At 69.7% G+C, this 14,122-nt stretch carries 11 protein-coding genes, 1 rRNA gene, 1 pseudogene and 1 riboswitch; of the genes and pseudogenes, 1 reads left to right on the top strand and 12 read right to left on the bottom strand.

What is annotated here, in order from left to right; genetic code table 11:
- Position 1: 1 nt before the first annotated feature.
- A complete protein-coding gene (gcvP, locus tag ACIQVL_RS38050) occupies positions 2-2,887 on the bottom strand; it encodes an aminomethyl-transferring glycine dehydrogenase (RefSeq protein ID WP_403477641.1) in 2,886 nt (961 codons plus the stop codon).
- A gap of 177 nt (positions 2,888-3,064) precedes the next feature.
- Positions 3,065-3,158, bottom strand: a riboswitch (glycine riboswitch).
- A gap of 114 nt (positions 3,159-3,272) precedes the next feature.
- Here gcvP and ACIQVL_RS38045 point away from each other — a divergent pair.
- Positions 3,273-3,644, top strand: a complete 372-nt coding sequence (locus ACIQVL_RS38045) for a PRC-barrel domain-containing protein (protein WP_403442729.1) — start codon at positions 3,273-3,275, stop codon at positions 3,642-3,644.
- Here the strand turns inward: ACIQVL_RS38045 and ACIQVL_RS38040 are convergent.
- The 11 genes and pseudogenes from ACIQVL_RS38040 to rrf all read right to left on the bottom strand — a co-directional run.
- A pseudogene (locus ACIQVL_RS38040) lies at positions 3,566-5,114 on the bottom strand (DNA polymerase IV). The gene ACIQVL_RS38045 and the pseudogene ACIQVL_RS38040 overlap by 79 nt on opposite strands.
- A 74-nt stretch (positions 5,115-5,188) precedes the next feature.
- Positions 5,189-5,833 (bottom strand): MerR family transcriptional regulator, encoded by a 645-nt coding sequence (locus tag ACIQVL_RS38035; protein ID WP_351961192.1) that lies wholly within the window; start codon positions 5,831-5,833, stop codon positions 5,189-5,191.
- Between the two features lie 296 nt (positions 5,834-6,129).
- On the bottom strand, positions 6,130-6,603 hold the full coding sequence (locus ACIQVL_RS38030) for a bifunctional nuclease family protein (protein ID WP_026253112.1): 474 nt from the start codon (positions 6,601-6,603) through the stop codon (positions 6,130-6,132).
- Positions 6,604-6,694: 91 nt separating this feature from the next.
- Positions 6,695-7,432: a MerR family transcriptional regulator gene (locus tag ACIQVL_RS38025; RefSeq protein WP_403442726.1), complete on the bottom strand. Its 738-nt coding sequence runs from the start codon at positions 7,430-7,432 to the stop codon at positions 6,695-6,697.
- A gap of 41 nt (positions 7,433-7,473) precedes the next feature.
- Positions 7,474-8,304 (bottom strand): FHA domain-containing protein, encoded by an 831-nt coding sequence (locus ACIQVL_RS38020; RefSeq protein WP_403442724.1) that lies wholly within the window; start codon positions 8,302-8,304, stop codon positions 7,474-7,476.
- 190 nt (positions 8,305-8,494) lie between these two features.
- Positions 8,495-9,331: a DUF881 domain-containing protein gene (locus ACIQVL_RS38015; protein WP_403442721.1), complete on the bottom strand. Its 837-nt coding sequence runs from the start codon at positions 9,329-9,331 to the stop codon at positions 8,495-8,497.
- A 5-nt stretch (positions 9,332-9,336) separates the two neighbouring features.
- Entirely contained in the window at positions 9,337-9,669 is a 333-nt protein-coding gene (locus ACIQVL_RS38010) for a small basic family protein (protein WP_046727248.1), read from the bottom strand.
- Positions 9,666-10,577 carry a DUF881 domain-containing protein gene (locus ACIQVL_RS38005; protein WP_403477640.1) on the bottom strand — a complete coding sequence of 304 codons (912 nt, stop codon included), beginning with the start codon at positions 10,575-10,577 and terminating at the stop codon, positions 9,666-9,668. Before ACIQVL_RS38005 ends, ACIQVL_RS38010 begins: the two co-directional genes overlap by 4 nt.
- 106 nt (positions 10,578-10,683) lie before the next feature.
- The gene (locus tag ACIQVL_RS38000) at positions 10,684-13,179 is read right to left on the bottom strand and encodes a sugar phosphate nucleotidyltransferase (RefSeq protein ID WP_403442715.1); all 2,496 of its coding nucleotides are present in this window, start codon (positions 13,177-13,179) and stop codon (positions 10,684-10,686) included.
- Positions 13,180-13,306: 127 nt separating this feature from the next.
- Entirely contained in the window at positions 13,307-13,915 is a 609-nt protein-coding gene (locus ACIQVL_RS37995) for a CDP-alcohol phosphatidyltransferase family protein (RefSeq protein ID WP_403477639.1), read from the bottom strand.
- Between the two features lie 112 nt (positions 13,916-14,027).
- A 5S ribosomal RNA gene (rrf, locus tag ACIQVL_RS37990) occupies positions 14,028-14,122 on the bottom strand; the annotation flags it as partial.

The following is a 14,122-nucleotide window of genomic DNA, read 5'->3' as shown; positions in this document are numbered from 1 at the left end:
GTCAGTCCTCGTACGCGTCCAGCGGCGGGCACGAGCAGACCAGGTTCCGGTCGCCGAAGGCCTGGTCGATCCGGCGCACCGGCGGCCAGTACTTGTCGGCGGCGGACACCCCGGCCGGGAAGACGGCCTCTTCACGGCTGTAGCCGTGCTTCCACTCCCCGCCGAGCGCGGCGGCGGTGTGCGGGGCCTCACGCAGCGGGTTGTCGTCGGTGGACCACTCCCCCGCCCCGACCTTGTCGATCTCCGCGCGGATGGCGATCATCGCCTCGCAGAACCGGTCCAGCTCGCCGAGGTCCTCGGACTCGGTCGGCTCGATCATGAGCGTGCCGGCCACCGGGAAGGACATCGTCGGCGCGTGGAAGCCGTAGTCGATGAGCCGCTTGGCGACGTCGTCGACGCTCACCCCGGTCGCCTTGGTCAGCGGCCGCAGGTCGATGATGCACTCGTGCGCGACAAGGCCGCCGGGCCCGGTGTAGAGCACCGGGAAGTGCGGCTCCAGCCGCTTGGCGACGTAGTTGGCGCTGAGCACGGCCACCTGCGTGGCCCGCTTCAGCCCCTCGCCGCCCATGAGCCGGACGTACGCCCACGAGATCGGCAGGATCCCCGCCGAGCCCCACGGCGCGGCCGAGACCGGCCCGACACCCGTCTCAGGACCGGCGGCGGGCTGCAGCGGGTGGTTCGGCAGGTACGGCGCCAGGTGGGCCCGTACGGCCACCGGACCGACACCGGGACCGCCGCCGCCGTGCGGGATGCAGAAGGTCTTGTGCAGGTTGAGGTGGGAGACGTCGCCGCCGAAGTGGCCCGGCTTGGCGACCCCGACCAGGGCGTTGAGGTTGGCCCCGTCGACATACACCTGGCCGCCGGCCTCGTGCACCTGCGCGCAGATGTCGGCGACGTGCTCCTCGAACACCCCGTGCGTGGACGGGTAGGTGATCATCAGCACGGCGAGCTCGTCACGGTGCTGCTCGATCTTCGCCCGCAGGTCGGGGACGTCGATCTCGCCGTCCTCGGCGGTCTTCACGACGACGACCTTCATGCCCGCCATCACGGCACTGGCCGCGTTGGTCCCGTGCGCGGACGACGGGATCAGGCACACGGTCCGCTGCGCGTCGCCGTTGGCGCGGTGGTACGCGCGTACGGCGAGCAGGCCGGCGAACTCGCCCTGCGATCCGGCGTTGGGCTGCAGCGACACCTTGTCGTACCCGGTGACCTCGGCGAGCCACTCCTCCAGCTCCCGGATGAGGGTCAGGTAGCCCTGCGCCTGCTCGGCGGGCGCGAACGGGTGCAGCTGGCCGAACTCGGGCCAGGTGACCGGTTCCATCTCGGTGGTCGCGTTGAGCTTCATGGTGCAGGAGCCCAGCGGGATCATGCCGCGGTCCAGCGCGTAGTCCCGGTCCGCGAGCCTGCGCAGGTAGCGGAGCATCGCGGTCTCGGAGCGGTACTGCTGGAAGACGGGGTGGGTCAGGTAGCCGTCGGTGCGCAGCAGCGCCTCGGGCAGCGTGTCCTCGGTGACGGCGTCCAGTGCCTCGACGTCGCCATCGACGCCGAAGGCCGTCCAGACGGCGCTCAGCTGGGCGCGGGTGGTGGTCTCGTCGCAGGCCATGGACACGTGGTCGGCGTCGACGAGCCGCAGGTTGACGCCACCCTGGCGGGCTGCGGCGACGATCCCGGCGGCCTTGCCGGGCACGCGCGCGGTGAGGGTGTCGAAGTAGGCGCCGTGCACGATCTCGACACCGCCTGCCGTGAGCCCGGCGGCGAGGACCGTGGCGTAACGGTGCGTGCGCTGCGCGATGGCCCTGAGTCCCTCGGGCCCGTGGTAGACGGCGTACATGCCGGCCATCACCGCGAGCAGGACCTGCGCGGTGCAGATGTTGCTGGTGGCCTTCTCCCGCCGGATGTGCTGCTCGCGGGTCTGCAGCGCCAGCCGGTACGCCTTGTTCCCGTCGGCGTCCACGGAGACGCCCACGAGCCGTCCGGGCAGGCTGCGCGCGAACTTCTCGCGGACCGCCATGTAACCGGCGTGCGGCCCGCCGAAGCCCATCGGGACGCCGAAGCGCTGGGTGGTGCCGACGGCGATGTCGGCCCCGAGCTCGCCCGGCGAGGTCAGCAGGGTCAGCGCGAGCAGGTCGGCGGCGACGGTGACGAGCGCGCCCCGTTCGTGGGCCTGCTCGACGACGGCCCTGACGTCGCGTACGGCACCGGAGGCGCCGGGGTACTGGACGAGCACCCCGTTGATCTCCCGCCCGGCGAGCTCCGCCGGAATGCCCTCGGCGAGGTCGGCGACCACGACCTCCACGCCCGTCGGCTCGGCCCGGGTCTGGATCACGGCGACGGTCTGCGGCAGCGCGTCCGCGTCGACGACGAAGACGCCCTTCTTGTTCTTGCCCATGCGCAGGGACAGGGCCATGGCCTCGGCGGCGGCGGTGCCCTCGTCGAGCAGCGAGGCACCGGAGGTGGGCAGCCCGGTGAGGTCGGCGACCACGGTCTGGAAGTTCAGCAGCGCTTCCAGGCGGCCCTGGGAGATCTCCGGCTGGTACGGGGTGTAGGCCGTGTACCAGGCGGGGTTCTCCATCACGTTGCGCAGGATGACGGGCGGCGTGAAGGTGCCGTAGTACCCCAGGCCGATCATCGAGCCGAGCACCTGGTTCCGGTCGGCCAGGGACCGCAGCTCGGCCAGCACCTCGGCCTCGGTGCGGGCGCCGGGCAGCTCCAGCCGGTCGGCGTTCTTGATCACGTCCGGCACGGCGGCGGCGGTCAGCTCGTCGAGCGAGCCGTAGCCGACCTGGGCGAGCATCTTGGCCCGGGCCTCGTGGTCGGGGCCGATATGGCGCTGCTCGAAGGGGATTCCCTGCTCAAGCTCGGAGAGCGGGATGCGCTGGGCGGTCATTGCGGAGGCCTCCTGGTCTGACGCGACCTTCGAGGGGTACCCCGGCACGGGTACCCCGACGGCCTCCCCCTCTGTCATCGGACCTGAGAGCTTCGCCGGTACGCCCTTGCGGACCACCGGCTTGCACCGTCGGTGAGAGCGGACGCCGTCGACATCCGCCCTGCTTTCCAGAGTGACCTCGTCCGTGCGGTACGTGAGCCTGAGAGATTCCGGGGAGGATTTGCTCCTTCGGCGCCTCCGGTTTCCCGGAGGACTCTCCCGCACGGGGTCAGCAGCCGCCTGCCAGCCTACCAGCGGGGGCAACACCGGAGCCTTCGAGTGGCCGCCTCCTTCAATGTGCTCTTTTGTAGTGCTTACGGATGAGTTGCGACCAAGTGGAGGGCCCGTGCAGACCGACATCGATCCGCGCAACCTGATCGGCCGCAAGGCGTTCGACCGCAATGGCACGAAGATCGGCACGATCGACGAGGTGTACCTCGACGACGCGACGGGCGTGCCGGAGTGGGCGGCCATACGCACCGGCCTGTTCTCCAGGGACGCCTTCGTCCCCCTGGAGCCCAGCGAACTGGTCGAGGGCACCCTTCAGGTCCCCTTCGACCGCGCCCTGATCAAAGACGCCCCCGACTTCGGCGTGGGCCGACACCTCTCCCCGGAACAGGAGCTCCAGCTCTACCACCACTACGGCCTGGACACGACTCCCCCGCCCCAGGCCCGCCCCGACCACGACTTCGGCAAGCTGGCGGGCACGGAGGAGTAGCCACATGGCTGCGGGCAGGCGTGCCGCAGGGCGGCACGGGTGGGCGCAGCGGCACCCGGCAGGCGCCGGTAAGCCTCCCCACCCCCGCCCGGCCCCCACCCACGGTCACGCCCGCACCCCGTCCGCCGAAACCCCGGGCATCAACGGCAACGGCTCCGCCGGCTCCAGCTCGGGATCCTCGACCCGAAACGTCCGCACTCTCCCCGGCGCCGCCGCCCCCGGCGTCTCGAACCGGACCGTCACCCGTCCCAGGCCACTCCCCTGCACCCACCCGTGCCCGTACTCGGTGTGCCGCACGTCGTGTCCCGCGGGCCACCTCCGCTCGGCAACCGCCTGCTCCTCGGTGGCCGGCTCCGCGACCTCGTCCTCCGCCGCGAACTCCGCCGCCCCCGCGTCGGCCGCCGCCTGCGCGAACAGGTCCTCCTGCGTGTAGTCGGCCAGCCCCGACACCCCCACCCCCAGCAACCGCACGCCCCCGGTCGTGTCCACCGAGTCCAGCAACCGCGCGGCCGCCTCCCGCACCACCGCCGGATCGTCGGTCGGCCCCCTGAGCGTCTCCGAGCGGGTGAGCGTCGAGAAGTCGTACCGCCGCACCTTCAGCACGATGGTCCGCCCGGACAGCCCGGCTCCCCGCAGCCGCCGTACACACCGGTCGGCCAGCCGCTGCACCTCCATCCCCACCCGCAGCCGGTCGTGGATGTCCACGTCGTAGGTGTCCTCGACCGACACCGACTTCGTCTCCCGTTCGGCCACCACGGGCCGCTCGTCGTGGGCCAGCGCCATCGCGTACAGCGCGTGCCCGTGGGCCTTGCCGAGCAGCCGTACCAGCTCGTCCTCGCCCGCCTCGGCGATCTCGTCGACCGTGGTGATCCCGGCCCGCCGCAGATGGTCCCCCGTCGCAGGCCCCACCCCCGGCAGGGTCCGTACCGTCATCGGCCCCAGCATCGCCCGCTCCGTGCCCGGCTCGATCAGCACCAGCCCGTCGGGCTTGGCCTGCTCGGAGGCGATCTTCGCGAGCATCTTGGAGGCGGCGAGCCCGACCGACCCGGAGAGCCCCGTGACGGCCCGTATGTCGGCGCGCAGCCTCTCCCCCACCAGCCGCGCGGACGCGGCGTCCCGGGCCATCTCACCGGCCTCCAGATCTACGAAGGCCTCGTCCAGACTGAGCGGCTCCACCAGCGGCGAGAGCCCCCGCAGCAGCCCCATCACCTGCTCGCTGACCGACCGGTACAGCCCGAAGCGCGGCACCAGGTACGCGGCGTTCGGCGCCAGCCGCCGTGCCTGCCCCATCGGCATCGCCGAGTGCACCCCGAACACCCGGGCCTCGTACGACGCGGTGGCCACCACACCGCGCGGCCCGAGCCCGCCCACGACCACGGCCTTCCCGCGCAGGCTCGGCTTGGACGCCTGCTCCACCGAGGCGAAGAAGGCATCCATGTCGAGATGCAGGATCGTGGGCGCGTTTCTCACATCTCCGATGCTGCACCACACCACTGACAATGCCCCGGCACGGGAGACCGTGCCGGGGCATTGTCAGCAAGCCTTCAGACCGCCCGGTTGCGCCGCCGGGCCAGTTCGTCCGCGGGGTTGTGGCCGACGAGCGTCTCGCCGGTGTCGACGCGCTCGCCGTGCAATTGGGAGAGCGCGTTCTCCACGTCCCGCCACACCACGCCGACCGCGATCCCGAAGATGCCCTGACCGCCCTGGAGCAGGGCGTGCACCTCGTCGGGCGAGGTGCACTCGTAGACCGTGGCGCCGTCGCTCATCAGGGTCATGCGCTCCAGGTCGCGGAAACCGCGTTCCCTCAGGTGCTGGACGGCGGTGCGGATGTTCTGGAGCGAGACCCCGGTGTCCAGGAACCGCTTGACGATCTTCAGGACGACGACGTCCCGGAAGCTGTACAGACGCTGGGTGCCCGACCCGTAGGCGGGCCGCACACTGGGCTCGACCAGGCCGGTGCGGGCCCAGTAGTCGAGCTGCCGGTAGGTGATGCCGGCCGCCGCGCAGGCCGTGGGCCCCCGGTAGCCGATCTCCTCGGTGGCCATGGACGCCGCCCCTCCGCCGCTCGGCACTGCGGTCGGCCGCTGCGGGGCGTGACCGGCAATGCTGCTGTGAAGCGGGGACGGACCGCTCTCCCCGAAACCGCGTCCGGGGGCACCCCCAGCCATACCGTCGCCGCTGCTTCTCACGCCGACCTCCGTCCTTGACCTGCCTTCTCGACGGTAGGCAGTCACCAGGGGTGCGTCAACGATCGCCACACTCGGCACGCCGAGTGATAATCACCCTAGGAGTGGTTTCCCGTGCCCCACCGCGGGGAAAGGCTAGCCGAATGCTCTGGCGGGAAGCCGTAGGACGCTCTCAATAGCCGCTGGCAATTGCCCATGAGTTTCCGCCGTGACCAGCTCCGAAACGGCCCGTCACGGGCCTTCTGTCACGAACCGGCCCGTCACGGGCCTCCTGGTGGATGACGGGCCGTTCCGGTCACTCACTGACTGCTGGTGCCGAAGTCCTCGGGCGAGATCTGGTCGAGGAACTCGCGGAACTTCTCCACCTCGTCCTCCTGCTCGTCCGGGATCGCGATGCCCGCGTCGTCCAGCACCGTGTCACTGCCGTAGATCGGCGTCCCGGTGCGCAGCGCCAGCGCTATGGCGTCGGACGGCCGGGCGCTCACCTCGACTCCGCTGGCGAAGACCAGCTCCGCGTAGAAGACGCCTTCACGAAGGTCCGTGATGCGCACTTCGGTGAGCTCCTGGCCGACGGCCTCCAGCACGTCCTTGAACAGGTCGTGCGTCAGCGGCCTGGCGGGCGCCATGCCCTGCTGGGCGAATGCGATCGCCGTCGCCTCCCCCGGCCCGATCCAGATGGGGAGGTAACGGTCGCCTCCCACTTCGCGCAGGAGCACGATCGGTTGGTTGGAGGGCATTTCCACCCGGACACCTACGACATCGAGCTCGTTCACACAGCAACCCTAGGCCGTGCCCGGGACGTTTGGGTAGTCGGGCCCGGAACGCGCGCCCGATCCGGCCTCCGCCCGGGTCCAGTCGTGGTGCTCACGGCAGCCGCACCCCCAGCGCCGTCTGCATCAGCGCGGCGTGCAGCTTCACCGTGAGCGCCGCCAGCTCCTTCGTACGGGCCTCCGCATGGGCCCTGGTCTGCGGATTGCGGTGGCGCTTGAGCGGCGCCACCACCTGGTCCACCAGGCCGGCCTCGCGGTCGGCGGCGGCCTTCATCGCCCGCAGATGGCGCGGCTCGATCCCGAACCGGCCCAGCTCGGCCACGAGCGAGGCCACGGTGACCGTCTCGGCGTCGTACACGCCGTCCTCCAGCGGAGCGATCAGTCCGTACGACTCCCACTCCGCGAGGCGGGTCTCGTCGATGTCGGCGGCCGCGAGCAACTCGTCCCGGCCGATCCGCGCCACCGTGGGCGCCTCGGGAACCGACGGCACGGCCTCACCGTCCCGCTGCCGCCCCAGCACGGGCGGCCGCACCACCTCGCCGCGCTCCATGGCCTCCAGGTACTCCCGGATGACCTTGAGCGGCAGGTAGTGGTCCCGCTGCATCCGCAGGACGTGTCCGAGACGCTCCACGTCCCCGGCACTGAACTTCCGGTACCCGGAAGGGGTACGGCGCGGCTCGATGAGCCCCTCCGCCTCCAGAAAGCGGATCTTGGAGATGGTGACTTCGGGGAACTCGTCGCGCAGCACGTTCAGCACCGTGCCGATGCTCATCAGCCCGGATTCCGTGGCGGCGGTGCCGTGACCGGTACCGCCGCTCGGTGTGTGCAGCATGGACCTTCTTCCCTGGGGTCCTCCAGGCGAGCTCCGGAGGGTCAGATGCCCTGCCGGCTCGCGTAGAAGACCAGCCGGTACTTGCCGATCTGGACCTCGTCACCGTTCGACAGAGCGACCTGGTCGATGCGCTCGCGGTTGACGTACGTGCCGTTGAGGCTGCCGACGTCGGCCACCGTGAACGAGCCGTCCGGCTGGCGCCGGAACTCCACGTGCCGACGCGAGACCGTCACGTCGTCCAGGAAGATGTCGCTCTGCGGGTGGCGGCCGGCCGTGGTCAGGTCGCTGTCCAGCAGGAACCGGCTGCCCGAGTTCGGGCCCCGGCGCACGACCAGCAGCGCGGAGCCGAGCGGCAGCGCGTCGACCGCCGCCTGCGCCTCGGGAGAGAGCGACGGCATCTGGGTCTGGCCGGTGACCTCGGCGTCGTAGGCCTCCAGGCCGGAGATCGAGATCGTGGACGTCGTCTCCGACGCACGCTCGGGTACGGCGCCCGCGCGCAACGGGGCTCCGCAGTTGGAACAGAAGCGGGCGTTCTCCGCGTTGCGGTTACCGCACCTCGTACAAACCAGGGCCGACATGGACGGATCCTCCTGCCGCGGCTGCCCCGCCGGGGCGTTGGACGCGTACGGGCCGGAGGTGAACCCTCCACCCGTACCTGAGGTTGACGGTTGCCCGAAACCTATGCCGCCGGACTGGGACGGGTCAACTGACGGCGCGCCCTGACCTCCCGAAATGTCACCCCCCGGACCAGCCACCTGGTCCCGGAACAGTGGGCGCTGGCCCTCCGCGTCGGGCTGTGCCCGATGGCGCGCGGTCGCGTTGTCGCTACCCTCTCGCGCGCTCTTGCCGAACAACTTCGCAAACAACTTCACGGGCGATTCCCCTTGACCGAAACAGACCCGCCCGTGGGGCAGGACGAACCCTGACTGAATAAACCGGCCGACCCGGACAACCACACAACGTCCGTATCCACCAGACAGTTTCCACCACGCTCCGGTTCCCCGGTGCGCCGACCCCCCGCATCCTCATGCCCTCGCCGGACGTCCCCCATGCACCGCCGGTTCACTGTGAGGACGACCGAGCGTAGTCAGGCTGCTTCGCCGGTCGCAAGGCATCCACGACGATCTTGGTGGATCGCTCGACGCTCACAGTCGCCTGTTCCTTCTCCAGGGTCTGCACCACGCCTCCGGGGATGTTGAGGGCCGGTTCGAGGTCCTGCGGCTTGCCGATCACCTTGAAAACGTAGGGCTGGGTGATCTTGTTCCCGTCGACGCTCACACTCTTCCCGGAGTCGGTGAGGTAGGTGCCGGCGATCACCCGGACCCCGTCGACCTGGATCGCCTCCGCGCCTGCCGCGCGCAGTTCCTGGATCGCGTCGAGCAGCATGTCCGCCTGCACCGTCCCCTTCGGGTCGTCGACCGTCATCGTGATGCCAGGACCCTGCGCGGCCACGGTGCCCGCGAGAATACCGAGTTGCCGCTCCTTCTCGGCCGTCTGCCTGCGGGCCTCCGCCGCCTGGTCGGAGCTGCTCTGCAACTCCTGGCGCTGCTTCTCGAGTCCTGTCTTCTCGTCCTCAAGACGCTGAGTACGGTCGTCCAGTTCATCGAGGATGCGGACAAGATCTTCCTGACGGGCTCCGCGCAGCGCGCTGTCGCTGTCGCTGTTCGACGCCACCTGCACGGCAAGCCCGAACCCGAGCCCGAACAACAGCACGGCGACGATCAGTTGGGCCCGGCTCACGCGTGGCGGCCACAGCCCCTGGACCAGCCTCTCCCGGCCGGTCAGCCTGGCCTCCGGCCCGGGCTCGGCGGCGGACTCGGCCGCCGGCACCGCGGGGGGCACCTCGGCCGGGAGTTCTCTGCGCAGCCGGTGCTCCGGCTCCTTCTCGTGCTCGCCCATGCCACTCACGCCCGGAAGACGTGGCGCCGGATCGCCGCGGCGTTGGAGAAGATGCGGATACCGAGGACCACCACGACCCCCGTGGACAGCTGCGAGCCCACCCCCAGCTTGTCGCCGAGGAAGACGATCAGCGCGGCCACCACCACGTTGGACAGGAACGACACCACGAAGACCTTGTCGTCGAAGATCCCGTCCAGCATGGCCCGCAGACCACCGAAGACGGCGTCGAGCGCCGCGACGACGGCGATCGGCAGATACGGCTCGACGACCGCCGGAACCTCAGGCCGGACCAACAGTCCGGCCACGACGCCCACGACGAGGCCAAGTACGGCGATCACGATGTGCCCTTCTCCGTCTTCTCGGTGTGCGGCTGTGCTGTACGTACGATCACGCTGGGCGCGGCGGGCAACCGGACGTCACTCTCCGTGGAGATGGTCGCCCGGATGTCGAAGTTCTCCTCCAGGGCATGCAGATACAGCCCGTCGGGGCTGTCCTGGAACCTGGAGCCGAGCTTCTCCCCGTCCCCCACCGCCAGCACCGTGTACGGCGGCACCAGCGGCCTGTTGTCGACAAGTATCGCGTCCCCCGCGGCCCTGATCGCGGACAGGGCGGTCAGCCGCTGCCCGTTGATCGAGACCGCCTCGGCGCCCGAGGCCCACAGCCCGTTCACGACGCGCTGCATGTCATGGTCCCGAACCCGGCCGGTGTCGGAGAACCCGGAGGTCTCCCGGGGGTTGCCGGCGTCGCCACCGGAGGAGGCCTCCTTGGCGTCGTTCACCACCAGCTTCACACCGGGGCCGTGCACCGCCGTGGCACCCGACAGGACGTCCACCAGGTCCGCCTGACCGCTGCCGCCGCTCTCCTTCAGCGCGGCACGCTGGCGGGCGCTGACGTCGTCCCGGAGCTTGTCGACACTGGTCTCCAGCTTGTCCGCGGCCGCCGTCTCCCGGTCGATCCTGTCGATGAGCTCCTGGCGCTCCTTGGCCACCACGGGCGCCGTCACACGCGCCTGCGCCGCTCCCACGGTCACCACCAGGGCCGCCAGCACCAGGCCGCCGGCCAGCCCCAGCCTGGCCCGGAGGGTCTTCGGCATGCCGCCGCTCTCCCCCTGGGCCCGCTTCCGGGCGGCCGCCTCGGCGTACCCGTCGTCGAGGCTGTGGTCCATGACGTTGGTGATCAACGACATGGAGGCGTCCGGACGCGACGGCCGGGCGGCGCTGCTCCGAACGGGGGGTTGCTGCGGCATGCCGCACATCGTCGCACGTTGCGGCCAGTACCTCCGAACGGCCCCACCGGCGTGCCGGACCGGCCCCCGTGGGGACACCTGTCCGGCACGCACGCGTGCAGCGGTTTTACCGTCCGGCGCTGTCCACCGTCGCCGACCACTCGTCCAACAGAGCCTGCGCGGACGCGTCGTCGGGCCCCTCGGCCCACAGATGGGTGACCGCCTCGGCCGGGTCGGGCAGCACCATCACCCAGCGCCCGTCGGTCTCGACGACCCGCACCCCGTCGGTCGTGTCCACGAACCGGTCACCGGCCGCCTCCACGACACGCCGCATGACCAGGCCCTTGACAGCCCACGGTGTGGCCAGGTCCCGCTTGAGGACGTGCGCCTTCGGGATCCGGGCGTCGATCTGGCTGAGCGTGAGCTGCGTCCGCGCCACCAGACCGATCAGGCGCACGAACGCGGCCGTCCCGTCGTAGACGCTGCTGAACTCCGGAACGATGAACCCGCCCTTGCCGTCACCGCCGAAGATGGTGCCTTCCTCGCGTCCCACGCGCGTGAGGTCGTCGGGCGAGGTGGTCGTCCACTCGACCTGGGTGCCGTGGTAGGCCGCCACCTGCTCGGCGATCCGGGTCGTGGTGACCGGAAGCGCCACCCGGCCGCTGCGCCGCTCGGCGGCGACCAGGTCGAGCATCACGAGCAGCGCACGGTCGTCCTCGATGATGCGGCCCTTCTCGTCCACCAGGGACAGCCGTTCACCCACCGGGTCGAACCGCACGCCGAACGCGGCCCTGGACGACGCCACGATCTCGCCGAGCCGTACCAGCCCGGCCCGCCGCTGGTCGGCGGTCTCCGTGGGCCTCGCCTCGTTCAGGCCGGGGTTGACGGTCAGCGAGTCCACCCCGAGCTTGCCCAGCAGGCTGGGCAGTACCAGCCCCGCGCTGCCGTTGGAGGCGTCCACGACGACCTTGAGGCCCGATTCGGCGACCCCGGTCGTGTCGACGTTCCGCAGCAGCGACCCGGTGTACGAGTCGAAGACGCTGGCGGGGAAGTAGAGGTCGCCGATCTCGCCGGGGAACGCGCGCCGGTACTCCTGCCGCGCGAAGATCCGGTCCAGCTTGCGCTGGCTGGCCTGGGAGAGGTCGGCACCCTGCCCGTCGAAGAACATGATGTCGACGGAGTCCGGCACCCCGGGCGAGGTCCGGATCATGATCCCGCCGGCGCTGCCCCGCCCGGTCTGCTGCCGGGCCACGGGCAACGGCACGTTCTCCAGGTCGCGTACGTCGATGGCACTGGCCTGGAGCGCCGAGATCACCGCCCGCTTGAGCGCACGGGCACCACGGGAGTGGTCACGGGCCGTGGTGACGGTGGACCCCTTCTTCAGGGTGGTCGCGTACGCCCCGGCCAGCCGTACGGCCAGTTCCGGGGTGATCTCGACGTTCAGGATCCCGGAGACGCCCCGGGCACCGAACAGATGGGCCTGCCCCCGGGACTCCCAGATCACCGACGTGTTGACGAAGGCACCGGCCTCGATGGTCTTGAAGGGATAGACCCGGACATTGCCCTGAACGATCGATTCTTCACCGATCAGGCACTCGTCACCGATGACCGCGCCGTCCTCGATCCGCGCGGCCCTCATGATGTCGGTGTTCTTTCCGACGACACAGCCCCGCAGATTGCTGTGCTGCCCGACGTACACGTTGTCGTGGACGACGGCCCGGTGCAGGAAGGCGCCGCTTTTCACGACGACGTTGGATCCGACGACGGTGTGTTCCCGGAGTTCCGCGCCGGCCTCGACCTTGGCGTAGTCGCCGATGTACAGCGGCCCGCGCAGATCGGCGTCCGCATGCACCTCGGCACCCTCGGCGACCCAGACGCCCGGGGATATCTCGAAGCCGTCGATGTCGACGTCGACCTTGCCCTCCAGGACGTCGGCCTGCGCCTTCACGTACGACTCGTGGGTACCGACGTCCTCCCAGTAGCCCTCGGCGACATAGCCGTAGATGGGCTTGCCCTCCTTCATCAGCTGCGGGAAGACATCACCGGACCAGTCGACGGGAACGTCGGCCTCGACGTAGTCGAATACCTCGGGCTCCATGACGTAGATGCCCGTGTTCACCGTGTCGGAGAAGACCTGGCCCCAGGTGGGCTTCTCGAGGAAGCGCTCGACCTTGCCCTCTTCGTCGACGATGGTGATGCCGAATTCCAGCGGATTGGGCACACGCGTCAGGCAGACGGTGACGAGCGCGCCCTTTGCCTTGTGGAAGTTGATCAGTTCGGTGAGGTCGAAGTCGGTCAGCGCATCGCCGGAGATGACGAGGAAAGCGTCGTCCTTCAACGCGTCTTCGGCGTTCTTGACGCTTCCGGCGGTACCGAGTGGCTTCTCCTCGTTGGCATAGGTGAGCTCCATACCGAGCTCCTCGCCGTCCCCGAAGTAGTTCTTGACCAGCGATGCCAGGAACTGCACAGTGACGACGGTCTCGGTGAGCCCATGCCTTTTGAGCAGCCGTAGCACATGCTCCATGATCGGCCGGTTGACGACCGGAAGGAGTGGCTTGGGCATGCTGGAGGTCATGGGGCGAAGGCGTGTGCCTTCACCACCGGCCATCACGACGGCCTTCATGTCGGAAGCGTCCTCCTCTAAGAGATGACGGTCTAGCCGACTTCACCCGTCCAGATTGTCCCGCACTTTTCCGCCGCGGGCCATCGAAGGCAATCGAGGGGCCACCACGTCCGGACAATCGCCGAGCTCAATCGGCTGTGGCATCCGCGCGGACGAGGCGGCGGACTTGCACCACGTAGAGCACTCCTGCCCACCAGTAGAGCGTTGTACCCCACCCTGCGAACGCCCATCCGAAAATAGCAGCGAGTGACGAGATCCAGCCGCTTCCGTCACTGAGCAGCAGGAGCGGGAACGCGTACATCAGATTGAAGGTCGCGGCCTTGCCCAGGAAGTTCACCTGGGGTGGCGGATAGCCGTGCCGGCGAAGGATCCCCACCATCACCAGCAGAACCAGCTCGCGCAGCAGCAGCACGGCTGTCAGCCAGAGCGGCAGGATCCCGCGCCAGGTGAGTCCGAGGAGGGTCGACAGCACGTAGAGCCGGTCCGCGGCGGGGTCCAGCAGCCGGCCCAGGTTGCTGATCTGGTTCCAGCGCCGGGCGAGTTTGCCGTCCAGGTAGTCGCTGACGCCGCTGAAGAGCAGCACCAACAGGGCCCAGCCGTCACTCTTGGGCCCGCCGAACTCGGGCCTGAGGATCAACCACAGGAAGACGGGTACGCCGACCAGACGCGCCATGCTGAGGATGTTCGGGATGGTGAGGACGCGATCCGTCTGGACACGCGTCTCCTGTACCTCCACCCGGGGGCCTCCTGTGGTGGGAAACGAGCCAACTTTGCTCCCTGACCCTACCTCAACGCAAAAAAGCTCTGGCTCTTGGGCTAGTTGCCCAAGAGCCAGAGCTCTAAAGGGAGTTCGGCGGTGTCCTACTCTCCCACAGGGTCCCCCCTGCAGTACCATCGGCGCTGTAAGGCTTAGCTTCCGGGTTCGGAATGTAACCGGGCGTTT

Origin of the sequence: Streptomyces sp. NPDC090499, from assembly GCF_044769305.1 — a bacterium.
Classification (GTDB): Bacteria; Actinomycetota; Actinomycetes; order Streptomycetales; family Streptomycetaceae; genus Streptomyces.
This window is presented reverse-complemented; position numbering and strand designations above follow the sequence as displayed.

Coding starts and splice junctions, on each gene's coding strand:
- gcvP (WP_403477641.1), bottom strand. CDS start 2,887: ATGACCGCCCAGCGCATCCCGCTCTCCGAGCTTGAGCAGGGAATCCCC.
- ACIQVL_RS38025 (WP_403442726.1), bottom strand. CDS start 7,432: ATGCTGCACACACCGAGCGGCGGTACCGGTCACGGCACCGCCGCCACG.
- ACIQVL_RS38015 (WP_403442721.1), bottom strand. CDS start 9,331: ATGGGCGAGCACGAGAAGGAGCCGGAGCACCGGCTGCGCAGAGAACTC.
- ACIQVL_RS38005 (WP_403477640.1), bottom strand. CDS start 10,577: ATGCCGCAGCAACCCCCCGTTCGGAGCAGCGCCGCCCGGCCGTCGCGT.
- ACIQVL_RS38000 (WP_403442715.1), bottom strand. CDS start 13,179: ATGAAGGCCGTCGTGATGGCCGGTGGTGAAGGCACACGCCTTCGCCCC.